This window comes from Rosenbergiella epipactidis, assembly GCF_018494055.1.
In the GTDB taxonomy this organism is placed as follows: Bacteria; Pseudomonadota; Gammaproteobacteria; order Enterobacterales; family Enterobacteriaceae; genus Rosenbergiella; species Rosenbergiella epipactidis.
This window is the reverse complement of the sequence record NZ_JABBFQ010000001.1, coordinates 445,669-469,666: the sequence shown is the minus strand read 5'-3', so window position 1 is coordinate 469,666 and position 23,998 is coordinate 445,669. Positions and strand designations below refer to the sequence as shown.

Here is a 23,998-nt window from a genome sequence, read left to right as displayed (position 1 = left end):
GATTATTCTTGGCGAGGAATAGCCGTTCCCCACTTTTGCCAACCATCTGGCGCTTCATCGCGTAATAGGAAGTGTTTATTCGATTCCGCTTCAGGGGCTAGCGGGACAGTCGGTGGTGTCGCAAATTGAATACCTCCACGAATAAATTGTTGGAAGGTTCCTGTTTTGACCACACCACCGGTCAGACCAAAATCGAGCGAGTAGCCAGAGGCCAGCCAAAATACGGAGTTATTACGTACCAGGTGCTGATAACGTGTACTGATACGCATCGCTATCTGTACCCGATCGGCTAAGTTCCCCAGAGAGGTGCCAGTGACGGTACCGACCTCAACACCGCGATAGAGTACTGGTGTACCGACGGTAAGGGTTCCCGCATCTGGCGCATCGACATAGACGTTCAAACCATCTAAGTAGCGTGAATCGGTAATGGTATCTTCTTGCAGCTCGAAACTGCGCCGTATGCTGCCTGTACCTGGGTCGACGTTAACATAAGGCTGCAACAGTGATTCTAAGTGGTTGACACCATTTGACGATATTTCCGGTGAGACCACAGAAAATTGACTACCGCTGCGGGCGAAATGTTGATCATACTCAGGGTAGAGCACTGCTTTCGCCTCGACTTGGTGTAAGTTCTGGCTGAGTGACAGGCTCTCAACTTGGCCAACATTAATGCCTAGATATTTGATCGGCATCCCTGCAGCCAATTTACTGCCATCGAAAGTATGGAAAGTAATTTGACTGCCGACCGCGTTCGCCGCATTACGGCTGGCAAAAAGCTCTCGATATTTACCTTTCTGCTTAGTGACTCCTGACAGGCTATCGAAGCTGATCGCACCTTTTAAAGCACGATTCAATGGGGTGGCCTGTACGGTGATACCATTAGAATTAAACTGAACTCGCGCACCCCCTTCGGCCCAGAAGACACTCGAATTGGTGATCAGTTTCCGGTATTCCGGTGCGATATGCACAGACACAATAAAATTGTCTGCATTCGGGGTGATATCAACAATTTCACCGACTTGGTAACGGCGATAAAGTACCACGCTGCCCGCTTGAATATCCGGTAAACTTGTGGCGATAAGTTTCAACGTCACCGAGGGCTTATCTCCCTGAGTGTTGTCTTTTGCCGCATCGTCGTCAGCATAGAGAGGATACCGTGCGCTCGGTTGACCTTTCTCTCCGGTATTTACTCGAATACCGCCTTGAATCCATTGTTGTGGCGGTGCACCCACCATCTTCAAGCCATCGAGGCCCATGCGAATTCGTATCTGACTGTCGGCAATAAACTGGCTGTCGGCATGAATAAAATGACGATATTGCGGTTCAACCGAGACTTGGAACACCACGCCGTGGTCCGTAAGAGTGCGTTGTGCAATTTTACCGATCGGCACACCATTAAGAATAAGAGGTTGCCCTGCATCGATACCGTAGCTCTCCGGTGCGGTCAGTTGAAGCGTTAGGCTATTGGGAACTTGTAAGAGTGATTGGCTGGCAGGTAATACGGTAAACTCGGTTGCCGCTTCGCCTTCACCTGGAATTAATTGCAACACAGTCCCTGCCAGCAATGAACCGACGGAGAGGTTTCCGCCTTGTAAACTAGGCTGGCGCATCTCGATACGTGTTCCGGTCCGCATCAGCCCGACTACGCTCGGATCGACCGTCAGTTCGCCGGTGACATGTTGATGGTCGGTAAGATTGAGGTGAGTGAGCGTACCGACTTGCAAGCCTTGATACATTAACGCCGTTGAACCTGCGGTGAGGTTGTCAGCACTGGGTAACTTTAAGGTAAAATTAACCCCACGCTGACTTTCGGCAAGATTAGGATAGAGTTCATAACGCTGTTGATTACGTGCTGTCTCTGAGTCTTGAGGCGAGTCAAAGGCAATGGCGCCATTGATCAACGCTGGAACACTGGTGAGATTAACATTTACACCTGATGCCCCCAATTTGGCCTGAAGTCCTGAAACGTTCCAAAACCGGCTATTTTTCTTTACCAGTTGCGTGTAGCGTCTTTCAATCAGTACGTCTATAAGAACGCCTTTGCCTTGTGGGGAAAAACTGTAATCATAAACACGGCCTACAGGGACTTTTTGATAATAGACTTGAGAACCGGTGTTAAGTGAACCTAAATCATTGGCGTGGAGCTGGATGATCAGACCACCGTTATTAACGATATTTTTCGGCTGGCTATCAGACGCAGTGAAATTATCAGTTGAGGCGCCATCTCCGGGCATCATACCGATATAGTTACCGCCGACCAAAGCATCTAACCCTGAAACCCCGGCCAACGATGCCTGAGGGGTGACTAGCCAAAATTTCGTGTTCGCGCGCAGTGCATCTTTCATACTGCTTTTGATACTGGCTTTAATTTTTATGACGCGATAGTTATTGGTCAGAACGATATCCTGCACAGTACCAATTTCAACGCCTTGATAGCGGATAGGCGTGCGGCCAGGAACAATACCGTCTGCCGTATGGAAGTTAATGGTGATTGTCGTTCCACTTTCTTGATAATTCTTCCAAAGAAGCCACCCAGTGATCAGGATAGCCACGATGGGGAGAAACCAAAAAGGAGAAAGACGGCGCTTTTTCTTAACCGTGGCGCTAATCGGTGTATTCGGCGTTTCCTGTTGCATGGGCATCCCAGAGTAAGCGGCTATCGAGCCATTCTACGGATAGAATGGTAAGAAAAACAGCGGAACCAAAATAAAGCGCGGCAGGTCCCATAGTGAAAGCAAGCAGTTGATCACGATCCACCAGTGACATCATCAACGAAATAACAAACAGATCGAGCATCGACCATCTTCCAATCCATCTTACCGCCCTCAGCAATCGCACTCGAGTTTTCAGGCCTTGCTCACAGCGCATAGCAATGCTGATTAACAGTGCGAGCAAAATAATCACTTTACTGATCGGCACCAAGATACTTGCCGTAAAGACCACCATCGCCACCGGGATATTCCCACTGGCGAGTGAGACAATTCCGGAGAAAATCGTGTCGTCTTGACGGGCACCGTTTAGATAGATGATTGAAATAGGTAAGAGATTGGCTGGGAAAAGAAAAATAATCGAACTGATTAACGCTGCCCAAGCTTTCTGTAAGCTATAAGGGATGCGCGGTGCCCATTTGACATGGCAGCGCGGACAGCGCCCGCGATCATCATTTTGACCACTATAGTGACAATAGATACAGCATTTTACGTCTTCAGGCCGTAAGGCTTGGCGTGGCTGCGGATAAAATTTATGCCACAGACTTTCGACATCAAGATGGATAATCAACAAAAGGTAGAACAGGGTAAGGCTGATAAAAGCGACTAAGCCATAGCCAGCAAACAGATCTGCGTAATCCTTAACCTTGATCGCGGCAACGATAACCCCAATCAAGTAGATATCGAACATAATCCACTCCTTGAGCTTATCTAACACCAACAGAACTGGACGTAGGTTCATCCCCAAATGTTTACCTACCGTCAAGTAGACAAAACTGAGCGCCAGCGCCAGCGGGGTACCAATGATACAAAAACAGACCATTGCCGCAGTGAGAATGTCACCCTGATCGACCATCTGCATGACCCCTGCCAGCATACTGGCACTGATCGTCATGCCGAGTAGGCGAATTTCAATAAGGGGGAGGGTCCAAGCAAGAGGCATTAGACAGAGCATTAAACAGGCCAGGCAACATAGTCGGGAAAAAGACCAGTCTTTGCCCGTCGCCACTTTTACTCGGCATCGTGGGCAGTAGGCAACTTCATCCCCCTTTAAAATGGGGCGATGATATACATGGTCACACTCCACACAACGTTTGAGATCAGTGAAGGTTTCAGGGGAACTGATAGCGGTAATTTTCATCGCGCGTTATCGGTAATTATCGTTACAAAGCATAAAATTTTCATTGTTAGGTAATTAGGTCTGCTATAGTCGTTGAAAGCGTAATGTATCAGAAGTTCCCTGAATAAGAATATAAGCATAGTTGAGCGCCATGCGATGTCTATTTCTTTTACTTGTTCAAGGTTCCTTCGCGATTCATCAATGTCACTGTATGGTTGGAAAATGAGTAAGTCAGAATTTTATCAAGATTTGTCCCGAGATCTCGGCGCCCTTAACAGCGGTGAGCGAGCCTTTTTACCTATTCTTGCGAATTGCAGTGCATTAATGTTCGAAAGAATGGCAGGGTTAAATTGGCTGGGTTTTTACCTGCTCAGTGAGCGAGACACCTTAGTGCTTGGCCCGTTTCAAGGTAAGTTAGCTTGCGTTCGTATCCCAGTAGGGAAAGGCGTTTGTGGCACAGCTGTGGCGACCGGTGACGTGCAACGAGTCGCTGATGTTCATCAATTTACTGGCCATATCGCTTGCGATTCTGCCAGTAATAGTGAAATTGTTTTGCCGCTGCGTTGTCATGGGGAAATTATCGGTGTGTTAGATATCGATAGTCCGCATTTTTCGCATTTTGATCATGAAGATGAAGCGGGTCTTCAATCTGTAGTGAATACGCTTGAGACCTTACTCTCAGCCACTGAAATTTCTCTTTTTTTACAACAATTAAAAGGTAATTTCGCTGAGGCATAGCAATTAGCGCTGTAGTCATTATAATGACGCTTGTTCATGCCTGCGTTGGTCGGCAAAACCGTTGTAATCAGGAAATTTCATGGAAAATCAACCTAAGTTGAGTAGTAGTAAAGAAGTCATTGCATACCTTTCACAGCAATTTCCAAGCTGTTTTATTGCAGAAGGTGAAGCAAAACCGTTAAAAATCGGTATTTTTCAGGATTTAGTCGAACGTATTCCGGCTGAAATGAATTTGAGTAAAACTCAGCTTCGCTCAGCGTTGCGTGTTTATACTTCGAGCTGGCGTTACCTTTACGGGATCAAAGCCGGTGCGACCCGCGTTGATCTTGACGGTAATGCATGTGGAACGCTAGAAGAGCAACACGTCGAGCATGCCCGTCAGCAACTGGAAGAAGCGAAAGCGCGCGTTGCGGCACACCGTGCAAAACAACGCAGTGAAGCCAAAGCTGATGACGCAGGTAAAGCCGAGCGCCGCCCACGCAAACCTACAGCTCGTAAACCTGCTGCACAGAATGCGTCCGCAACGGAAAATAAACCTCGCAAGCCTAAGAGCGACTCACGCCAATCATCCCCTGCTGAGGGTAAACCGGTGACTGATATTTCAGTGCTGAAAGTGGGGCAACCGATTCGCGTTAAAGCAGGTCTGAGTGCCGTCGATGCTACTGTTCTTGAAATCTCCAAAGAGGGAGTTCGGGTTCAATTAGCGTCAGGACTGGCAATGATTGTACGCCCAGAACATTTGCAGTTCTGAAACGGAGAGTGACCCAGGCATGAACACCAGTTTTAAAGTAAGTTTACTTGTCGCCGCTCTGTTTATGGGGAAGGCGTTTGCTGCTGATCCAATCACTCGTGAAGATCAGATCCCACAATTACAAGAGCAACCGCAACAAGCTACGGTAAGTCAGCGTGTTACGGCACGCTTTACTCAGTCGCATTATCGGCAAATTACGTTAGATACCGCGTTTTCGAATAAAATATTTGACCGTTATCTGAATATGATTGATTACAGCCATAATATTCTGCTGAGTAGCGATATCGCGCAATTTGCTGACAAAAAGTCGCAAGTTGGCCAAGAACTGGAGTCTGGGAATCTCGATACGTTTTATCAGCTATTTAACTTGTCCCAGCGTCGTCGCTTCGAACGTTTACAATATGCGCTGAGCGCATTAGCTAAACCGATGAATTTTACCTCCCATGATTCGATTGATTTGGACCGGAGCAAAGCGCCGTGGCCCACCTCGACCGATGAGCTGAATAAATTGTGGGATGCGAAAGTTACCTACGACGAGCTCACCTTAAAGCTCGCAGGGAAAAACGAACAAGAGATCCGCGATACGTTAACACGACGCTATAATGCCGCGTTACGTCGCGTATCACAGACGACTAGCGAAGATGTTTTCCAAACGGCTATGAATGCGTTTGCGCATGAGATCGATCCCCATACCAATTACCTTTCACCGCGTAATACTGAACAGTTTAATACCGAAATGAGCCTATCCTTAGAAGGGATTGGGGCGGTATTACAGATGGATGATGATTACGCGATGATTAACTCGATGGTTGCAGGCGGCCCAGCAGCACGGAGCAAGGCATTGAGCATCGGTGATAAAATTATCGGTGTCGGCCAAGTCGGGCAACCGATTGAAGATGTCGTGGGTTGGCGTCTTGACGATATCGTCGAAAAAATCAAAGGGCCTAAAGGAAGTAAAGTTCGTTTAGAGATCCAGCCTGCAACGAAAGGCAGCAAAACGCGTATTATCACACTGACGCGTGCACGCATTCGTTTAGAGGACCGTGCCGTACAGGGTTCTGTTCATCAAGTCGGTAAGAACAAAGTTGGCGTACTGGACATTCCCGGTTTCTACGTCGGCCTAACTGATGATGTTAAAGTACAGTTGCAAAAACTGCAGAAACAACATGTCGATAGCATCGTCATTGACTTACGGACTAACGGTGGTGGTGCATTGACTGAAGCGGTATCGCTTTCAGGCCTCTTTATCCCGTCAGGTCCAGTTGTTCAAGTTCGCGATAATACCGGTAATATTCATCAAGACAGTGACGATGATGGGGTGGTTTATTACAATGGCCCATTAGTGGTGCTGGTGGACAGATTCAGTGCCTCGGCCTCTGAAATATTCTCTGCTGCGATGCAAGATTACGGTAGAGCCTTGATTGTCGGCGAGCCGACGTTCGGTAAAGGAACGGTTCAACAATATCGTTCATTGAATCGTATTTATGACCAAATGCTGCGTCCAGACTGGCCTGCATTAGGATCGGTTCAATACACCATCCAGAAATTCTACCGCATCAATGGCGGCAGTACACAGCGTAAAGGTGTCACGCCGGATATTCTGATGCCGACGGGAGTTGAGGCGATTAAAACCGGTGAGAAATATGAGGATAACGCTCTGCCTTGGGATAGCATCAAAGCAGCGAGTTACTCGCCTATCGCCGACTTACAGCCTTACGTCGCCCAGTTACGTCAAGAGCACGATGCGCGTATTGCCAAAGATCGTGAGTTCCAATATATCATTAAAGATATTCAACGTTTCGATGCGATGAAAGACAAGATGGATATTGTGTCGCTGAACTTGGCGGAACGTCAAAAAGAGAATAAAGAAGAGGATACGCTGCGTTTAGAACGTATCAATGCGCGTTTCCAAGCAGAAGGGAAAAAACCGCTTACTTCATTAGATGCACTGCCGAAAGACTATAAAGAGCCTGACCCTTATCTCGATGAGAGTGTCGCGATTGCTAATGATCTTGCCAGCGCGGAGAGTAAAAACCCGCCTGCTTCAACGGCGACTAAGAAGTAATTTTTAGGCCTACGATAAACCCGCTTCGGCGGGTTTTTTTATAATGATCGTTCAGCATGTCAGTTAAATCAGACAAACTGCGAGAAGTGTATGACAAAATGTAAAGTTATGTCTTTTCAGTAGGATATACTGGCTCGCCTCTTGAAAACTCTCGGTAACAGCCTAGGATAGAGCCCAATAAGTTCAGGTTCTGTCTTCAAGGAAATATAAACGTCTATGATGCGTATCGTGTTGTTCCTCTGTACTAACCTCGCTGTTATGGCGGTGTTCGGTATCATTCTCAGTTTAACCGGCATTCGTTCGGCCAGTATTCCCGGCCTTCTGATTATGGCGGGCTTATTTGGCTTTGGCGGGTCGTTTATCTCACTGCTAATGTCTAAATGGATGGCGTTGCGCTCAGTAGGCGGTGAAGTCATCGAGCAACCGCGTAATGAAACCGAAAGATGGTTAATGCAGGTGGTGACTCAGCAATCTCAACAAGTCGGAATTACCACGCCTCAGGTTGCCATTTATCACGCACCCGATATTAATGCCTTTGCTACGGGGGCGAGAAAAAATGCGTCCTTAGTTGCCGTATCAACCGGCTTGTTGCAAAACATGAATCGTGATGAAGCAGAAGCCGTTATTGCTCACGAAATTAGTCACGTCGCTAACGGTGACATGGTCACCATGACACTGATTCAAGGGGTAGTGAATACCTTTGTTATTTTCATCTCACGGATTATTGCGCAGGTAGCATCGGGCTTCTTAAGCTCAGATCGTGAAGAGGAGGGTAGCAACGGTAACCCTCTAGTCTATTTTGCAGTCGCCACCGTATTAGAACTCGTGTTTGGTATCCTCGCTAGCATCATTACCATGTGGTTTTCGCGTCATCGTGAGTTTCATGCCGATGCGGGATCTGCAAAGTTAGTGGGGCGTGAAAAAATGATTGCGGCATTGGAGCGTTTGAAAACCAGTTACGAGCCACAAGAGCCAGGCACAATGGCTGCGTTTTGTATTAACGGTAAGCAGAAAAGCTTGAGCGATCTTTTTATGTCGCACCCACCGCTCGATAAACGTATCGAGGCGCTGCGCCAAGGTCAATATATCAAGTAATTAGGTTTCACATTTCCATATTGTCATTGGTTTTTCGTAACAAGGGGCAGCGCTCTGGCGCTGTCTCTGAAGCGTAAAGATAATCGGCGTTAATCAAACCTTTACCCGTGAGATATTCACAGCGCAGATTAAACCCCGTATTGTCCGCTTCGCGGTAGGTCAAAATCCCATAATCCGACACCATCATTATCGCCCAACCCCCGATAACTACGATTAACAGTCGCGTTAGCATGCTTGTCGATTTCCTGTCAGTAATTTGAGCTAGGGAAGTAGCATGCCTTTGCCTGCTACAATAATCGATAAGAGATAACTGAAAGAATCCCCTACAATAATCCTGATGATTAAGTAGAGTAGAGCGAGTAGAATGAACGCAATTTTAATAAAGATGGGTAGCAGGTTGAAAAATGAATGAATTGGTCGCTGGCGGTGGGAGCTATATGTTACCTGCGCTATTCGGTATTGCAGTGGTCTTTTTCTGTGTCGTGGTTTTTATTTCAATGCGCAGAGCAGTAAGAGCTAATGATCAGATTTTATTATTGGAAGCTTTACTGCGCGAACAGCGTAAACAAACGAAAGTGTTACAGCAGTTGGTTGAATTAAGCTGCGAACCCGAGGTGACTGAAACTGACGTCGAAAACACGCCTGAGCTTGCGGTAGAGGAGCCTTCACATCTCACTTTTAGAGCAGAACGCTAAGCATTTAGCAAGCGTTTGCTTAGTTGACAGTAGCAATGGGCGGAATATTTTTAATCGTCTTAAAGAGTCGTAAAATTAACGATAAATATTTAAAATGCTTATCAATAACTTTTCGGAAAAAAGCCCTTGCCATTAATAAAGTTATATGTGATAACAATTATTAGGATAAACGAGAACAGCCCGTTGTTGTAAAGTTTTTTGGTAAACCAGTTACGAGTCAGTAAGGTCACTTAGTCTTGTCTGTTGCCATTTAAGAAAACCACTTCACACACTATTTCTCGATTTTCTGTGTTAACTGCCTCTGGGCAACTATTATTTTAAAGGAATTGGTAAAATGGCAAAGATTAAAGGTCAGGTTAAGTGGTTTAACGAATCTAAAGGTTTTGGTTTCATCACTCCTGCAGACGGTAGCAAAGATGTATTCGTACACTTCTCTGCAATCCAAGGTAATGGTTTCAAAACTCTGGCTGAAGGCCAAAACGTTGAGTTTGAAATTCAAGATGGACAAAAAGGTCCAGCAGCAGTAAACGTTACTGCTATCTAATTCTCGGTTTACCGAAGCAATTATAAATCCCCGCTCATGCGGGGATTTTTCTTTGGTTTATCCTTTGAAAACGGTAAACTGCGCGGCTCAGATTATGCCTGGAGCCAATTTTGTATATTTGTCCATTATGTCACTCCCCCTTGTCTGCAGAGTCAAATGGCTATGCTTGTGAAAATCGCCATCGATTTGACCGAGCAAAAGAGGGTTATGTCAATCTACTGCCCGTCCAGCATAAAGGGTCTAAAGACCCTGGCGACAGCCCAGAGATGATCCAAGCACGTCGGCAATTTCTCGAGGAAGGTCATTACCAGCCTTTACGTGACCAAGTGGCTGAATTACTGGACCACTACTTACTCGTCACCTCTGCACCGAATATTGTGGATTTAGGCTGTGGTGAAGGTTATTACACCTCTGCATGGGTCAAGTCCGATCGCCAGGTGTATGGTGTGGATGTCTCCAAGTTCGCGATAAAATCAGCCGCTAAGCGCTATCCGCATATTCAGTTCAGCGTTGCATCGGGCTACCGTCTGCCATTTGCTGCGGCCTCTTTAGCGGCGATAATTCGTATTTATGCACCGAGCAAAGGTGAAGAGTTAATGAGGGCCTTATGCCCGGGCGGTATCCTTATTACAGTCACTCCCGCAGCGCGTCATCTTTATCAATTCAAAGCATTGATCTACCAAGACGTGCAATTGCATGAAGAGAAAGAAGAGGCGCTTGAAGGATTTGAGTATTTACTCGAGAAAAGATTGCATTATCCCTTAACCCTTTCGGCCTCCAGTGCAACGCAGCTTCTGCAGATGACCCCCTTTGCATGGCGAGCCAGTGAGCAGGTTTGGCAAACGCTAGCGGAATGCGACAGTTTTGCGTGCGAAACAGATTTTAAAATTACGGTGTGGCGAAGAACTGAAGGGTAAGGCGATTCGTTAAAATGTAAATGTAAGCAAACATTTTGACGAATAGATTGCACCTGATAAAGTACAGTTTATTACTACAACTAGGAGTATAGGGTTAATCCCACATTATGGATCGTCACCGAGGTCTTTTTCTATTTCCCACACCGCAGTTACTACTCTGCACTCACCCTTTATCTCATCAAGAGCTTAACACTCTTCTGGTTATTGCAAGCGAGAGGAAAGCCTAATGGAATTTTTGCTGGACCCTTCGATATTGGTTGGTTTGCTTGCCTTAATCGTTTTAGAGATTGTTTTAGGCATTGATAACCTAGTCTTTGTAGCGATTTTATCGGATAAATTGCCACCCGCTCAGCGGGACAAAGCCCGTATCATTGGGCTAAGTTTGGCATTAATTATGCGTTTATTGCTGCTCTCAGTGATGTCTTGGCTGGTCACATTGACGAAACCGCTGTTTCACGTTGCGCAATTTGCATTCTCTGCGCGTGATCTGATTATGTTGGTGGGGGGAATATTTCTACTCTTCAAAGCCACCACTGAATTGCATGAGCGGCTAGAAAGCTCGGGAGAAGTAGAGCAAGAGAGTAAGGGGTATGCAGGGTTCTGGGCGGTTGTGATCCAAATAGTCATCCTCGATGCCGTTTTTTCTCTGGATGCGGTGGTCACGGCGGTCGGGATGGTCAGCCATCTGTGGGTAATGATGACGGCTGTCGTTATTGCGATGATTTTGATGCTTATCGCTTCAAAACCTCTGACTCGTTTTGTTAATGCCCACCCAACGGTGGTAGTGCTCTGCCTCAGCTTCTTATTAATGATTGGCTTGAGCTTAGTGGCGGAAGGATTTGGTTTCCATATTCCTAAAGGCTATCTGTACGCCGCGATTGGCTTCTCGATTATTATTGAATTTTTCAACCAAATTGCGCGCCGTAATTTTCTTAAATCCGAAGCGAGACGTCCTATGCGCGAACGGACTGCCGACGCTATTTTACGGTTGATGGGAAGTCGCTATCGTACCGCCAGCCCAGAAGTCGTGGGAGAAACGACGGAAGAGAATGCGCATGCCTCACGGACGTTTAAAGACGAAGAACGCTTCATGATTAATGGGGTGCTGACACTGGCTTCCCGCTCGATTCGTAGTCTTATGACACCGCGCAATCAAATCTCATGGGTGGATGCAGAAGCATCGGTCGATGATATTCGCGTGCAGTTATTAGATACGCCTCACAGCTTGTTCCCTGTGGCGCGCGGTGAGTTAGATGAAATTGTAGGCGTCGTTAGGGCGAAAGAGCTATTGATCGCTCTAGACCATGAACTGGATGTTGCCACCTTTGCTGCCCGCACGCCTGCGATGATTGTTCCAGAAACCTTGGACCCTATCAATCTTCTGGCCGTACTCCGTCGCGCTAAAGGCAGTATCGTGATGGTCACCAATGAATTTGGTGTCGTGCAAGGCTTAGTCACCCCTCTAGACGTTCTCGAAGCTATCGCTGGAGAATTTCCGGACGAAGACGAAACCCCAGATATTGTGGCGGAAGGTGAAGCTTGGCTAGTGAAGGGCGGTACCGATCTTCACTCCCTAGAGCAGCACTTGAATGTCTATGACTTAGTTGACGAGTCGCATTCACATGCATCGCTAGCGGGACTGTTAATTGGCCAAGCTGGGCAGTTACCGGTAGAGGGTGAAGTGATCAGTATCGGTGAACTAGACTTCACCATTCTGAAAGTCAAAGATTACCGCGTGGAGCTTGTCCGGGCCAGTAAGCGGCAGGCTGGCACTGAGAGCGAAGACGTTCTCTAAAAGGGTAACAAAAAAGAGGCCGATTAAATCGGCCTCTTTTTTGTTAGTCACACTGTACTTTTATCGCGAGCCCACCCCGAGAGGTCTCTCGATATTTAGCATTCATATCCTTGCCCGTTTCGTACATCGTCTCGATAACTTTATCCAGTGAGACGCGAGCTTGGCTGGTACGACGCAGCGCCATTCTGGCAGCATTGATCGCTTTAACCGCTGCAATGGCGTTACGCTCGATACAGGGCACCTGTACCTGTCCGGCGACAGGATCACAGGTTAAGCCCAGATTATGTTCCATACCAATCTCTGCGGCCACGCAGACCTGCTCTGGACTAGCACCTAACAGTTCGGCCAGTCCGGCCGCAGCCATCGAACACGCCACGCCAACTTCGCCTTGGCAACCGACTTCCGCACCAGAAATCGAAGCATTCATCTTGTAAAGAATCCCGATTGCCCCCGAGGCTAAGAAATAGTGGCGGGCAATATCGGGTGTGACAGGTTCTACAAATTGATCGTAATACGCCAGCACCGCTGGGACGATACCGCACGCTCCATTTGTCGGTGCAGTGACCACGCGTCCGCCTGCCGCGTTTTCTTCATTGACGGCTAAGGCGAACATATTTACCCAGTCAATAACATTCATCGGATCATTATTATGGCGATGATTAGCTACCAATAGGCGGCGTAGCGGGGCGGCTCTGCGCGGTACTCTGAGCGGCCCCGGTAACACGCCTTCAGTATTGAGTCCACGATCGATGCAAGCTTGCATCGCGGCCCAGATAGCGGAAAAGTACTCATTGATTTCCTGCTTCGAATGCAGCGCTAGCTCGTTTTTCATCACCAACCCGGATAAGGAAAGCCCGGTCTGATGGCAAGCGTCTAACATCTCTAAAGCGGAGTGGAAAGGATAGGGAACGGTAACGGTGTTCAACACCGGCTGGCCGAATTGTGATTCTTCGACAATAAAACCGCCGCCAATGGAATAATAGGTCTGAGAGACCAACAGTTTGTCTTCTTGCCAAGCCGTAAAGGTTAATCCATTTTCGTGCAATGATAGCGCCGTCGAATGGAATAACAGGTCTTCCTGTTCATCAAACGCAATCTCATGTTCACCGAGCGCTAAAATAAGTCGCTGGCGCGCGCGTGCATCGGCGAGGAACGTCGGAATGGTATCGATATTAACTGTATCCGGTGATTCCCCCGCCAATCCCATAATAATGGCGGTATCGGTGTGGTGGCCTTTTCCAGTTAGGGAGAGAGAACCGTAAATATCGACAGTGACGCGGGTTGTCTGACTCAATAGCTGTTGGGCACTTAACATGTCGACAAAAAACTTTCCGGCTTTCATGGGACCGACAGTATGAGAGCTCGACGGACCAATACCGATTTTAAACATATCAAAAACACTAATCACGTGGCGTTACCTTGCATCGACGAAAGCTAAATACCCTACAACTAGGGCTAAACAGCGGTGATTATACCATTGCTAGAGTAAAAAGAGAGTGAAACGCCTCGCACTCACAAAAATATCATTAATATTTATCGTGTGGTGCACAAGGCCATTAAGGGGCGGCTTTACCCGTCAGATGAAGGAGGATATTGGCTGTCATTCCCCAAATCAGGTGTGAACCATAAGGAAGAAAATGAACTTGCCGTGGGCCGAAAGGTAAGCTGATATAATGATTTGGCTCGACCAAGTGCAGTAGAGGAACCTCGAAGACCTCTGCGACCTCATCGCGATTAAGGTTAAGACGAAAACCGGGTTGCACTAAGGCGAGAAAGGGTTTCACACAATGACCCGTGCGGCTATTTACCGTGGGGAGTTCACCCACTTTTTCGATAAACTGAGGAGCAATACCGACCTCCTCATAGGTTTCACGTAGCGCGGTCTGATACAAAGAGTGGTCTGTCTGGTCGCGTTTTCCCCCCGGAAAAGCCACTTGCCCAGGATGGTGGCGCAGCTGGCGGCTGCGTCGAGTAAAGAGTAAGGTGGGACCTTGCGGATGGTTAATGATGGGCACCAATACCGCCGCTGAATGAGATGTCTTACTCAGGGAGTCCTGTAGCATTGGCGTCAGCAGGTAATGGCTTAAAAAGCGAGACAAGCTATTATTCATTTTCATGCCCCAATGCCGAGAGAAGAGGCAATATTTTACTGACTTTGTGGAAGGTTTCCTGATATTCCTCTTGCCATTCGCTGTCAGCCACCACACCGCCGCCAGCTGAACAGTAAAGCTGTTGATTTTCTGCTACCAAGGTACGAATAGTGATACTGGTATCCATGTTTCCGCAGCGGCTGATATAGCCAATACTGCCACACCATGCATTACGCCGATGAGGCTCTAGTTCGTCTATGATCGCCATTGCCCGAATCTTTGGCGCTCCCGTTATGGAACCGCCCGGAAAACAGGCGCGTAATAAGTCTGTGGGGGAGACAGTGTTGGGAAGGGTGCCCGTTACCGTACTAACCAAGTGATGCACGGCAGGAAAAGATTCAATTGCGAAGAGTGAAGGCACCTCAACACTTCCCGGTAACGCAATACGTCCTATATCGTTGCGTAATAGATCGACAATCATAAGATTCTCGGCACGATTCTTAGTGGATTGCGCCAACCACTGTTGTTGGGCAAGATCACGCTGAGGATCAGAGTTACGCGCAACCGTCCCTTTAATCGGTTTAGTTTCAATCCGGCTTCCCTCGACGCGGATAAAGCGCTCAGGCGACAGAGAAATCAGCGTCGATTTGGGTAAACGGACGAACGCACTAAACGGAGCACGGTTAGCGTCGCTGAGCGCCTGATAAGCCTGCCATTCGCAACCTTGATAGCTAGCGCTGAAGCGTTGCGCTAAATTTACCTGATAGCAATCTCCCGCCAAGATATAGGCTTGCACCTGTTCGAATTTTTGCCGGTAAAGGGACGCATCCATATTGCTTTGCCAGTCACTGGTCAGTGTGAAGGGTGCAACTGGCGTAGCCGTCTGTGCAGTCAGCCAAGCGAGCCGTTGTTGCGCGTCAGTCAGGCTCACCAAGGTTAAGCGCTGCGCGGAATGATCGGCAATTAACGCCCAATCATAAATACCCACCGCCATATCCGGGCAATTCAGATCGGAATCGGCTTGTGAGGGTAGCGCTTCAAAGCGTCGGCCAAGATCGTAGCCCCACAGACCTAGCGCACCGCCGCAGAAAGGCAGGTTTTGTCGAGAGACTTCAGGCAAACGCATTAACGCTTGCTCAACCAGTAATAACGGATCAGCTAAAGAACTGCGTGTATGGCCATCTTCTTCAATCACTGTTTCTTGCCCCCAGGTCGAGAGTGTGACCAGAGGGTCGGCGGTGAGGATATCAAACTGAGCATCGGTGTGAGGCGATTGGGCTGAGCTAAGAAGCATCGCCCACGGTAATTGCGCGAGGTTGGAAAACCATGTCTCCGCGGCAGCTTGATGATAAGATAGCGAGATACATTCAGGTGATTTAAGCGTCATAACTCAAGAGGTTCTTAATGTTCAACGGATTACCGGCATTATCGCATCAACAACAGCAACAAGCGGTCGAGCGAATTCAGCAATTAATGTCTGAAGGTCTATCAAGTGGTCAAGCGATTTCTCAAGTTGCACAAGAAATTCGTGAAAATTACCAAGGCGAGCCGCAACTGGCCCGCTTTGAAGAAGATGATGATGAATAAGTTATCGGTTATAAAGCGGCGATAATTTTTATCTCAACTTTATAACGGGGATCGACCAGCCCAGCCAATACGGTACAGCGCACAGGGGCATTGCCAGGCGAGACCCATGCATCCCATGCTTGGTTCATCGCTGCAAAGTCAGCATGGTCAGTGAGAAAAATGGTCGCGTCGAGGACTTTTGATTTATCACTGCCCACCCGAGCCAAGATTCTGTCGATAACCGCTAATGCATTTTCAGTTTGAGCAAACGCATCAGCGTCAAGATTTTCCGGTACACTGGTGTAATAGACAGTTTGATTATAGATTACGGCTTCGGACATACGATGTTCAGGATCGAGGCGTTGAATAGTCATGAGTGTCTCCTTTTTTGGGGTCAGCCTGACATAAGCGAGTAAAAATGTCATCTCTAATCCTCAATCCCATCAGGACAGCCTCGTCGAAGGAGTTAGTTTGACCGACGATTTTTCACAAGAGGGCAATTTAGCGCAGGCTATCCCCGGATTTCGCGCGCGTCACGCGCAGCAGATTATGGCTAAGGCGATCAGTGATGCCGTACAAGATAACTCGACGTTATTAGTTGAAGCCGGTACGGGGACAGGGAAAACCTATGCTTATTTGGTTCCCGCGCTGCGCTCGGGAAAGAAGGCCATCATATCCACTGGCTCGCGAGCGCTTCAGGATCAACTTTATCATCGTGACCTGCCGACCATCGTTAATGCGCTGAAGTTTCGTGGTAAAACCGCCATCCTCAAAGGGCGCAGTAATTACCTTTGCCTAGAACGGCTCGACGCCCAAAATAGCGCGGGGGGGGATCTTCCGGTTCAACAGCTCTCTGAACTGGTCAATGTGCGAGCATGGGCCAGCATGACGCAAGAGGGCGACACCAGCCAGTGTGCGGCAGTGCCTGAAGATAGCCCATTATGGCCGCTGGTGACGAGTACTAACGATAACTGTTTAGGTAGCGACTGCCCGCAATATGAGCAGTGCTATGTGGTGAAGGCGCGTAAACGCGCGCTAGATGCGGATATTGTCGTCGTTAACCACCATCTTTTTTTAGCGGATCTTGTGGTGAAAGAGGGGGGATTTGGCGAACTGATCCCTGAGGCTGACGTTATGGTATTCGATGAAGCCCATCAGCTACCCGATATCGCCAGTCAGTATTTCGGACAGCAGCTGACGAGTCGGCAATTACAAGATTTAGCACGTGATATTACCATCGCTTACCGCACCGAAGTGCGGGAGGTCACCCAGTTACAAAAGGCGGCCGATCGATTGGCCCAAGCCACTCAAGACTTTCGGCTCGTTTTAGGGGAGCCGGGATTTAGGGGAAACCTACGTACATTACTCGCGGATCCCTCGCAACAGCGGATGCTACGCCTTCTCGATGATGCTTTGGAGTTATGTTATGACGTTAGTAAGCTTAACCTTGGACGCAGTGCACTACTTGATGCAGCCTTTGATCGTGCCGGGCAATATCGCAATCGTCTAAAGCGGCTGAATAATACCCAAGAGCCGGGTTTTAGCTATTGGTATGAATGCAGCCGTTACCACTTTACGCTAGCCTTGACCCCCTTGAGCGTGGCTGAACGGTTTCAAGAGATCATTAAGGCCCGTAAGACCAGTTGGGTATTCACTTCGGCGACACTGGCCGTTAATGGTGAGATGAATCACTTCGCTGAACGGTTAGGGGTACAACAAGCCCAACAGCTAATGTTGGAAAGCCCGTTCAATTACGCGCAGCAAACGTTATTGTGCGTACCGCGCTACTTGGCCGAAACGCGTCAGTCACGCACTGCCCAGCAATTAGTATCACGCTTAACACCGCTGATAGAAGCGAACGATGGACGATGCTTCTTTTTGTGTACCTCATACCAGATGATGCGTGAGCTGGCTGTCCTTTTTCGCGAAACTATTGAACGCCCGGTACTGCTCCAAGGAGAAACCAGCAAAGGCCAGCTACTTGAACAGTTTCTGGCCGCGGGTAATGCGTTATTGATTGCTACCAGTAGTTTTTGGGAAGGGGTGGATGTACGGGGCGAGGCGCTCTCCATGGTGATCATCGATAAGTTACCTTTTGCATCGCCTGAAGATCCCTTATTAAAGGCCCGAATGGAAGACGCACAGCTTAAAGGTAATGATCCCTTTTACCATGTGCAACTTCCCGATGCCGTCATCGCCCTAAAACAGGGGGTGGGTCGGTTGATCCGTGATGAGCAGGATCGAGGGGTACTGATTATCTGTGACAGTCGCTTAGTCACGCGGCCTTATGGTGAGGTTTTTGTGAAAAGTCTGCCGGAATGTCCCCGCACCCGTGATCTTGATGTGGTACTCGATTTTATCCAGCGGCAGTAAGCTGGCTTTCACTCTCCGCCAACTCTGTGTACACTTGCGGCCAAGAAATACGGTATATGATGAAGACAACTTTAATGACTGATTATTCTCTCGACACTCGACTTTTAGCCTTGGACACGGCCACTGAAGCCTGCTCAGTCGCTTTACTAAATCAGGGGCAGATCGAGGCCCAATTTGCGCTAACGCCTCGTGAGCATACCCAGCGTATTCTCCCCATGGTCGAACACGCACTGCGAGACCAGCAACTCACTTTGCAGCAGTTGGATGCTCTGGTCTGTTGCCTAGGACCCGGTAGCTTTACCGGCGTGCGGATTGGAATTGGTATTGCCCAAGGTTTAGCCTATGGTGCGCAACTATCGCTGATCGGTATTTCTAGCCTTGAAGCGCTAGCCGAGGGGGCTTGGCGTCGGCATCAAGCAGAGAAAGTCTTGGTTGCAATTGATGCGCGAATGGGGGAAGTCTACTGGGCTATCTACCAACGGGATGAGCAAGGGGTTTGGCAAGGTAAAGAGACTGAACAGGTGCTTTCGCCTCAGGTTGCAGTGGAGAAAATGCACAGCCTAACAGGTGAATGGATGACGGCGGGAACCGGTTGGCAGGCTTACCCTGAGTTACGCGCGGGACATACGCTGGCGTTACAGGAGAGTGAGAGCCTGCTACCTCAAGCGGAAGATATGCTACCCTTAGCTTATCGTCAGTTACAAGCGGGTCACCTTATCCATCCCGCGGAAATTGAGCCTATATATCTGCGTAATGAAGTGACGTGGAAAAAGTTACCTGGGCGTTGAGTTGTTTTGGAAACTATTTAGCCATCAATCTGTCTATTGTCTCAGTCTGATTGGGAGTGCGTTATGAAATATTATCACCGTGCTGTATTGGCTTGTCTTTTGCCCCTCGTTTTCTTAACGGGTTGCGTCTCTATTCCAAAATCGATTCAAGGTAACGCACCGTTACCGCAACAAGATTTTACACGCGTAATGAATGCACCAAGCCTTTATATGGGCCAAGAATCGCGCTTTGGCGGCAAAGTCGTTAAGGTGACCAATCATGATAATGTCACCCGTGTCGAGTTGATGGTACAACCGCTCGACGATGGCGCTCGGCCAATACTTGGGGCAGCGTCTCTGGGGCGTTTATATGCTGATATCCCCAGTTTCGTCGATCCGGCAGAGCTTTCTAATCAATACGTGACCGTTCTTGGAAACATACAGCGCGTCACTCCCGGTAAAATTGGTGATCAAAGCTATACCTTTTTGGTTATCAGCGTGTCGGGTTACCAACGATGGCACCTCACTCAGCAAGTCATGACGCCACCGATGCCGATGGATCCATGGCTGTGGTACGGTCCGCGCTATGGCCGCCGGGGGTTCATTGACCCGTGGTGGGGCTACTCAATGCAGGGGCCAATGCCTGTGCAAACTTTCCTGTCCGAATAGGATATACTGTGTCAGCCGGTCGCCGAAGGTGGCCGGTTTTTTTATGGAAGAATGGTGAGGGCTGAAGGTAACTTCACCGAGCTTAACAATAAGGAGTTTCATTTTTGATGAATAGTCAGCAGTCTCCAGCAGTAAGTCGAGGAATGGCTTCACCCCGAGGCGTTTCTCGACTTAATGCTGAAAACACTTTTACTCAGCGTTACGATTCACTCCTGGATATGTTCGAGACGGCGGTCGCGCGTTATCCCGAGCACACAGCTTTCATTAACCTTGGGGCGTCGTTAAGCTATCGCGAGCTGGATAAGCGGAGCAGGGCATTAGCTGCCTACTTTCAACATCAGGTCGGGGTTGTTGCGGGTCAACGAATCGGCCTCATGTTACCTAATTGTTTGCAATATCCTATCGCGCTATTCGCCATCATCCGTTGTGGTGCCATTGTGGTGAATATCAATCCTCTCTATACCGCGCGTGAGTTACGCCATCAACTGCACGATAGTGGCATCGATACCCTCGTTATTCTCAGTAATTTTGCACACACCGTGCAGCAAGTGATGACAGACAGCCCGGTTAAGCATGTTATTGTCAGTGAGCTGGGCGATGAGCACTCGCCACTACGGCGTAAGGTGATTCATTTTACGCTGCACTACATCAAGAAAAAGGTACCGAAGTGGCAGATCGCCCATCAATCCTATCGTGATTGTCTGACACAGGGTCAAGACCTGCCTTATCAACGCCCGGTTATCGGTTTGAACGATATCGCCCTTCTGCAATATACCGGCGGTACCACGGGTGTAGCAAAAGGCGCGATGCTGACTCATGGGAATCTACTCGCCAACATTGAGCAGATTAAATCGGTATACGGCGACTTATTGGTACCCGGCCAAGAGAAAATTGTTAGCGTTCTGCCGCTGTACCATATTTTTGCGTTGATGATTAACTGCTTATTATTTGTCGAACAGGGAGCAAGTAATCTATTAATTACCAATCCTCTTGATATGGATAGCTGGGTAGCCTCGCTGAAAAAGATAAACTTTTCGGTGCTCTCCGGGGTCAATACGCTGTATGCGCGGTTACTGAATCACTCGGGCTTTCGCCAATTGGATTTCTCTGCACTGAAGATCAGTGTGGCCGGAGGTATGCCGATTCAGAGTCATGTTGCCGAGCAGTGGCAGAGTTTGACGGGTGTCCCGATTATTGAAGGGTATGGGCTAACCGAATGCTCGCCGCTGGTGGCGGTCAACCCGCTATCAATACAGCAACACACCGGCACCATCGGATTACCTATCGCTTCGACCGAGATCGTCCTCCTTGATGAACAGGGGTCTCCGGTACCCGTGGGGCAACCGGGGGAGCTTTGTGTCAAGGGGCCGCAGGTGATGAAAGGTTATTGGCGGCATTCGCAGGAGACGTCTTCGGTTATCGATACCGAGGGATGGTTCCATACCGGTGATATCGCCCTCATTACCGAGCAAGGTCTACTGAAACTGGTGGATCGAAAGAAAGATATTATTATTGTTTCGGGATTCAACGTTTACCCCAGTGAAATCGAAGCTGTGCTTGACGAACATCCCCTTATTAGCGAAGCGGTAGCGGTGGGGGTTACTAGCGAAGTCAGTGGCGAAGCGGTGAAAGTATTTGTGGTACGTAAGGAAGTAAGTTTGACCGAGGCCCAGATTATTCGTCACTGCCGTGAGCAGCTGACAGGGTATAAAGTCCCTAAAATTATTGAATTTCGCGATACGTTACCTAAGAACCCTTTAGGTAAAGTTTTACGCCATGCGCTCACCACAGTCGTACAGCCTGAGAAATGACAGCTGGCGACGGTGGAACCCTGTAACAGAGAGAAATTATGCTAAGTTATCGTTATATAGAGACCGATCGTCAATTGAGTGACTGTTGCGAAGAGGCACGTAAAGTCGATGCGATCGCTTTGGACACTGAATTTGTCCGTACACGTACTTATTTCCCATTACTGGGATTAATTCAGCTTTATGATGGTCAGCACGTAAGTTTAATAGATCCGTTGCAGATTACTGATTGGCAACCCTTTGTAGAGGTGCTAACCGATAAAAATGTGACCAAATACCTGCATGCTGGCGGTGAAGATCTTGAGGTGTTTTTAAACCGCTTCGGGGTGGTGCCAACACCTATGCTCGACACACAAATTATGGCAGCCTTTCTGGGTAATCCTTCATCTTGGGGCTTCGCCGCAATGGTTGCACAGTATACCGGGATCCAGCTGGATAAGAGTGAATCGAGAACGGATTGGTTAGCCCGTCCGTTAACCGAAAAACAGTGTCAATATGCGGCAGCAGACGTCGAGTATTTATTGCCTATCGCCCAACAGCTCCATCAACGAGCGGTGGCAGAAGGGCAACTCGCCTATATTGAAAGCGAGTGCGCATTACAAATTCTTAGACGTCAGATTACCGTTGAGCCACGCTTAGCCTATATAGATATTTCACAAGCTTGGCAATTAACGCCTCGGCAGCTAGCCATACTGCAATATTTAGCTGAATGGCGATTAGGCTATGCGCGGCAGCATAATATGGCGGTGAACTTCGTGGTGAAAGAAGAGCTACTGTGGAAGACGGCGCGCTTTAGCCCATCATCTTTAGCAGAGCTAAGGGAGCTAGGGGCGATAGGGCCTGAAATACGTTTTCACGGCGATACTTTATTAAAGTTGGTCAAGCAAGGTGAAGCCGTTGACGAGAAAGACTTGCCTCGACCAGTAAAAAATATTATTGAAATCCCCCATTATCGCCAGCTTTTTGCACAGTTAAAAGAGGCGGTAAAGCAGGTCAGCGTAAGCAGTGGGTATAGCCAAGAGATGTTAGCTTCCCGTCGTCAGATCAATCAATTGATTAGCGCTCATTGGAAATTAAAGCCAAGCGATACGCAACCGGAATTACTTTATGGATGGCGTGGGGAGTTATTAACGACCCCCCTTAAGAAGATATTAGCGCAATATTAAGTGAGGAAGAGCGGTGAATAACCGCTCTTTCTTAACCACTATTTTTCCGCTTCTTCCGCTTCAGGTAAGGTGACATTAAGCTCGAGAATGGAGATATCTTCTCCTTTCTGATCGAGTTGTACCGTTACCATATCAGGATCGATCTTCACGTATTTACAGATAACTTCTAAAATATCGCGCTTCAACTGTGGCAGATAATGCGGTTCGCTATCTCCACGGCGACGTTCAGCAACGATGATTTGTAAGCGTTCTTTCGCGATATTCGCGGTATTTTTTTTTCGGGATAAAAAGAAATCTAACAGCGCCATGGTTTATCCCCCAAACAGGCGTTTTAGGAAACCCTTCTTCTCTTCTTCAATAAAGCGGAAGGGACGTTCTTCGCCGAGCAAGCGTTCGACCGTATCACTGTATGCACGACCCGCATCAGACTCTTCATCAAGAATCACTGGCTCACCTTGGTTAGAGGCACGCAGTACAGATTGGTCTTCCGGGATCACGCCGACCAGAGGAATATGTAAAATCTCTAATACATCTTCCATGCTTAACATGTCGCCGCGGTTAACTCGGCCCGCGTTATAACGGGTTAATAACAGATGTTCTTTGACAGGTGTTTCACCTTTCTCAGCACGGCGAGACTTGGAAGCAATGATGCCCAAGATACGGTCTGAGTCACGTACAGAGGATACTTCAGGGTTAGTCGTAATGATCGCTTCGTCAGCGAAATACAACGCCATTAAGGCCCCCGTCTCAATCCCTGCTGGCGAATCGCAGACGATAAAGTCAAAGTTCATTTTCTTTAATTCATTCAGAACTTTTTCAACGCCTTCGTAGTTTAAAGCGTCTTTATCGCGCGTTTGTGAAGCGGGGAGGATATACAATGTCTCAGTGCGCTTATCTTTGATAAGTGCTTGATTCAAGGTTGCATCACCTTGAATAACATTGACGAAATCATAGACCACACGGCGTTCACAGCCCATGATAAGGTCAAGATTACGAAGACCGATATCGAAATCGATAACGACTGTTTTTTTTCCTTTACGGGCGAGACCCGTTGCGATGGCTGCGCTTGACGTGGTTTTGCCAACGCCCCCTTTACCTGATGTAACTACAATTATGCGTGCCATATTTCTT

23 protein-coding genes are annotated in these 23,998 nt (G+C 48.1%); 14 read left to right on the top strand and 9 right to left on the bottom strand.

Annotated features, from left to right (window positions below; genetic code table 11):
- Positions 1 to 2: 2 nt before the first annotated feature.
- A complete protein-coding gene (locus HGT71_RS02335) occupies positions 3 to 2,636 on the bottom strand; it encodes a PqiB family protein (protein ID WP_214216350.1) in 2,634 nt (877 codons plus the stop codon).
- Positions 2,605 to 3,849: a membrane integrity lipid transport subunit YebS gene (yebS, locus tag HGT71_RS02330; RefSeq protein WP_214216348.1), complete on the bottom strand. Its 1,245-nt coding sequence runs from the start codon at positions 3,847 to 3,849 to the stop codon at positions 2,605 to 2,607. The genes HGT71_RS02335 and yebS overlap by 32 nt, the downstream gene beginning before the upstream one ends.
- Positions 3,850 to 4,050: 201 nt before the next feature.
- Here yebS and HGT71_RS02325 point away from each other — a divergent pair, with 201 nt between their 5' ends.
- The 4 genes from HGT71_RS02325 (at position 4,051) to htpX (ending at position 8,477) form a co-directional block, all read left to right on the top strand.
- Complete coding sequence (locus HGT71_RS02325) at positions 4,051 to 4,566, top strand: GAF domain-containing protein (protein ID WP_214216347.1); 516 nt, start codon at positions 4,051 to 4,053, stop codon at positions 4,564 to 4,566.
- Between the two features lie 79 nt (positions 4,567 to 4,645).
- On the top strand, positions 4,646 to 5,317 hold the full coding sequence (gene proQ, locus HGT71_RS02320; RefSeq protein WP_048913142.1) for an RNA chaperone ProQ: 672 nt from the start codon (positions 4,646 to 4,648) through the stop codon (positions 5,315 to 5,317).
- Between the two features lie 19 nt (positions 5,318 to 5,336).
- Positions 5,337 to 7,382 (top strand): carboxy terminal-processing peptidase, encoded by a 2,046-nt coding sequence (gene prc, locus HGT71_RS02315; RefSeq protein ID WP_214216346.1) that lies wholly within the window; start codon positions 5,337 to 5,339, stop codon positions 7,380 to 7,382.
- Between the two features lie 216 nt (positions 7,383 to 7,598).
- On the top strand, positions 7,599 to 8,477 hold the full coding sequence (gene htpX, locus HGT71_RS02310) for a protease HtpX (protein ID WP_048913140.1): 879 nt from the start codon (positions 7,599 to 7,601) through the stop codon (positions 8,475 to 8,477).
- A 7-nt stretch (positions 8,478 to 8,484) separates the two neighbouring features.
- On the opposite strand, the gene HGT71_RS02305 is transcribed toward htpX, so the two are convergent.
- Positions 8,485 to 8,709, bottom strand: a complete 225-nt coding sequence (locus HGT71_RS02305; protein WP_214216345.1) for a YobH family protein — start codon at positions 8,707 to 8,709, stop codon at positions 8,485 to 8,487.
- A 172-nt stretch (positions 8,710 to 8,881) separates the two neighbouring features.
- Between HGT71_RS02305 and HGT71_RS02300 the strand changes: the two genes are divergently transcribed.
- The 4 genes from HGT71_RS02300 to HGT71_RS02285 all read left to right on the top strand — a co-directional run bounded on the left by HGT71_RS02300 (position 8,882) and on the right by HGT71_RS02285 (position 12,428).
- Positions 8,882 to 9,172, top strand: a complete 291-nt coding sequence (locus tag HGT71_RS02300; protein ID WP_214216344.1) for a YebO family protein — start codon at positions 8,882 to 8,884, stop codon at positions 9,170 to 9,172.
- Positions 9,173 to 9,506: 334 nt separating this feature from the next.
- The gene (gene cspE / locus HGT71_RS02295) at positions 9,507 to 9,716 is read left to right on the top strand and encodes a transcription antiterminator/RNA stability regulator CspE (RefSeq protein ID WP_001062678.1); all 210 of its coding nucleotides are present in this window, start codon (positions 9,507 to 9,509) and stop codon (positions 9,714 to 9,716) included.
- Between the two features lie 107 nt (positions 9,717 to 9,823).
- Complete coding sequence (gene rlmA, locus HGT71_RS02290; RefSeq protein WP_214216520.1) at positions 9,824 to 10,633, top strand: 23S rRNA (guanine(745)-N(1))-methyltransferase; 810 nt, start codon at positions 9,824 to 9,826, stop codon at positions 10,631 to 10,633.
- A 226-nt stretch (positions 10,634 to 10,859) separates the two neighbouring features.
- Entirely contained in the window at positions 10,860 to 12,428 is a 1,569-nt protein-coding gene (locus tag HGT71_RS02285) for a TerC family protein (protein ID WP_214216343.1), read from the top strand.
- Positions 12,429 to 12,471: 43 nt separating this feature from the next.
- Here the strand turns inward: HGT71_RS02285 and HGT71_RS02280 are convergent, their stop codons facing one another.
- The 3 genes from HGT71_RS02280 to pabB form a co-directional block, all read right to left on the bottom strand.
- Positions 12,472 to 13,836: an L-serine ammonia-lyase gene (locus tag HGT71_RS02280; protein ID WP_214216342.1), complete on the bottom strand. Its 1,365-nt coding sequence runs from the start codon at positions 13,834 to 13,836 to the stop codon at positions 12,472 to 12,474.
- A 148-nt stretch (positions 13,837 to 13,984) separates the two neighbouring features.
- Positions 13,985 to 14,539, bottom strand: a complete 555-nt coding sequence (locus tag HGT71_RS02275; protein ID WP_214216341.1) for a CoA pyrophosphatase — start codon at positions 14,537 to 14,539, stop codon at positions 13,985 to 13,987.
- A complete protein-coding gene (gene pabB / locus HGT71_RS02270) occupies positions 14,532 to 15,905 on the bottom strand; it encodes an aminodeoxychorismate synthase component 1 (RefSeq protein WP_214216340.1) in 1,374 nt (457 codons plus the stop codon). Before pabB ends, HGT71_RS02275 begins: the two co-directional genes overlap by 8 nt.
- Before the next feature lie 17 nt (positions 15,906 to 15,922).
- Here pabB and HGT71_RS02265 point away from each other — a divergent pair, with 17 nt between their 5' ends.
- Complete coding sequence (locus tag HGT71_RS02265) at positions 15,923 to 16,105, top strand: YoaH family protein (protein ID WP_048913128.1); 183 nt, start codon at positions 15,923 to 15,925, stop codon at positions 16,103 to 16,105.
- An 8-nt stretch (positions 16,106 to 16,113) separates the two neighbouring features.
- Here HGT71_RS02265 and HGT71_RS02260 read toward each other — a convergent pair whose 3' ends face one another.
- Complete coding sequence (locus tag HGT71_RS02260) at positions 16,114 to 16,458, bottom strand: RidA family protein (RefSeq protein ID WP_214216339.1); 345 nt, start codon at positions 16,456 to 16,458, stop codon at positions 16,114 to 16,116.
- 97 nt (positions 16,459 to 16,555) lie between these two features.
- Between HGT71_RS02260 and yoaA the strand changes: the two genes are divergently transcribed.
- From yoaA to rnd, 5 genes are all read left to right on the top strand, one after another.
- Entirely contained in the window at positions 16,556 to 18,457 is a 1,902-nt protein-coding gene (gene yoaA / locus HGT71_RS02255; RefSeq protein ID WP_214216338.1) for a DNA repair helicase YoaA, read from the top strand.
- Positions 18,458 to 18,516: 59 nt separating this feature from the next.
- Positions 18,517 to 19,245 (top strand): tRNA (adenosine(37)-N6)-threonylcarbamoyltransferase complex dimerization subunit type 1 TsaB, encoded by a 729-nt coding sequence (gene tsaB / locus HGT71_RS02250; RefSeq protein ID WP_241595065.1) that lies wholly within the window; start codon positions 18,517 to 18,519, stop codon positions 19,243 to 19,245.
- 63 nt (positions 19,246 to 19,308) lie between these two features.
- Positions 19,309 to 19,893, top strand: coding sequence for a Slp family lipoprotein (locus tag HGT71_RS02245; RefSeq protein ID WP_214216337.1), 585 nt, complete (start codon positions 19,309 to 19,311; stop codon positions 19,891 to 19,893).
- Positions 19,894 to 20,036: 143 nt separating this feature from the next.
- Positions 20,037 to 21,704 carry an AMP-binding protein gene (locus tag HGT71_RS02240; RefSeq protein WP_214216516.1) on the top strand — a complete coding sequence of 556 codons (1,668 nt, stop codon included), beginning with the start codon at positions 20,037 to 20,039 and terminating at the stop codon, positions 21,702 to 21,704.
- 38 nt (positions 21,705 to 21,742) lie between these two features.
- Positions 21,743 to 22,867 carry a ribonuclease D gene (gene rnd / locus HGT71_RS02235; RefSeq protein WP_214216336.1) on the top strand — a complete coding sequence of 375 codons (1,125 nt, stop codon included), beginning with the start codon at positions 21,743 to 21,745 and terminating at the stop codon, positions 22,865 to 22,867.
- A 38-nt stretch (positions 22,868 to 22,905) separates the two neighbouring features.
- On the opposite strand, the gene minE is transcribed toward rnd, so the two are convergent.
- Together minE and minD are read right to left on the bottom strand one after the other, a co-directional pair.
- On the bottom strand, positions 22,906 to 23,175 hold the full coding sequence (gene minE / locus HGT71_RS02230; RefSeq protein WP_062812076.1) for a cell division topological specificity factor MinE: 270 nt from the start codon (positions 23,173 to 23,175) through the stop codon (positions 22,906 to 22,908).
- A 3-nt stretch (positions 23,176 to 23,178) separates the two neighbouring features.
- Positions 23,179 to 23,991, bottom strand: a complete 813-nt coding sequence (gene minD, locus HGT71_RS02225) for a septum site-determining protein MinD (RefSeq protein WP_099822771.1) — start codon at positions 23,989 to 23,991, stop codon at positions 23,179 to 23,181.
- Between the last annotated feature and the right edge of the window lie 7 nt (positions 23,992 to 23,998).

Bases quoted from the DNA above. Each gene is read 5' to 3' on its own strand.
- HGT71_RS02335 (WP_214216350.1), bottom strand. From the start codon at position 2,636: ATGCAACAGGAAACGCCGAATACACCGATTAGCGCCACGGTTAAGAAA.
- yebS (WP_214216348.1), bottom strand. From the start codon at position 3,849: ATGAAAATTACCGCTATCAGTTCCCCTGAAACCTTCACTGATCTCAAA.
- HGT71_RS02325 (WP_214216347.1), top strand. From the start codon at position 4,051: ATGAGTAAGTCAGAATTTTATCAAGATTTGTCCCGAGATCTCGGCGCC.
- proQ (WP_048913142.1), top strand. From the start codon at position 4,646: ATGGAAAATCAACCTAAGTTGAGTAGTAGTAAAGAAGTCATTGCATAC.
- prc (WP_214216346.1), top strand. From the start codon at position 5,337: ATGAACACCAGTTTTAAAGTAAGTTTACTTGTCGCCGCTCTGTTTATG.
- htpX (WP_048913140.1), top strand. From the start codon at position 7,599: ATGATGCGTATCGTGTTGTTCCTCTGTACTAACCTCGCTGTTATGGCG.
- HGT71_RS02305 (WP_214216345.1), bottom strand. From the start codon at position 8,709: ATGCTAACGCGACTGTTAATCGTAGTTATCGGGGGTTGGGCGATAATG.
- HGT71_RS02300 (WP_214216344.1), top strand. From the start codon at position 8,882: ATGAATGAATTGGTCGCTGGCGGTGGGAGCTATATGTTACCTGCGCTA.
- cspE (WP_001062678.1), top strand. From the start codon at position 9,507: ATGGCAAAGATTAAAGGTCAGGTTAAGTGGTTTAACGAATCTAAAGGT.
- HGT71_RS02285 (WP_214216343.1), top strand. From the start codon at position 10,860: ATGGAATTTTTGCTGGACCCTTCGATATTGGTTGGTTTGCTTGCCTTA.
- HGT71_RS02275 (WP_214216341.1), bottom strand. From the start codon at position 14,539: ATGAATAATAGCTTGTCTCGCTTTTTAAGCCATTACCTGCTGACGCCA.
- pabB (WP_214216340.1), bottom strand. From the start codon at position 15,905: ATGACGCTTAAATCACCTGAATGTATCTCGCTATCTTATCATCAAGCT.
- HGT71_RS02265 (WP_048913128.1), top strand. From the start codon at position 15,923: ATGTTCAACGGATTACCGGCATTATCGCATCAACAACAGCAACAAGCG.
- HGT71_RS02260 (WP_214216339.1), bottom strand. From the start codon at position 16,458: ATGACTATTCAACGCCTCGATCCTGAACATCGTATGTCCGAAGCCGTA.
- tsaB (WP_241595065.1), top strand. From the start codon at position 18,517: ATGAAGACAACTTTAATGACTGATTATTCTCTCGACACTCGACTTTTA.
- HGT71_RS02245 (WP_214216337.1), top strand. From the start codon at position 19,309: ATGAAATATTATCACCGTGCTGTATTGGCTTGTCTTTTGCCCCTCGTT.
- HGT71_RS02240 (WP_214216516.1), top strand. From the start codon at position 20,037: ATGGCTTCACCCCGAGGCGTTTCTCGACTTAATGCTGAAAACACTTTT.
- rnd (WP_214216336.1), top strand. From the start codon at position 21,743: ATGCTAAGTTATCGTTATATAGAGACCGATCGTCAATTGAGTGACTGT.
- minE (WP_062812076.1), bottom strand. From the start codon at position 23,175: ATGGCGCTGTTAGATTTCTTTTTATCCCGAAAAAAAAATACCGCGAAT.
- minD (WP_099822771.1), bottom strand. From the start codon at position 23,991: ATGGCACGCATAATTGTAGTTACATCAGGTAAAGGGGGCGTTGGCAAA.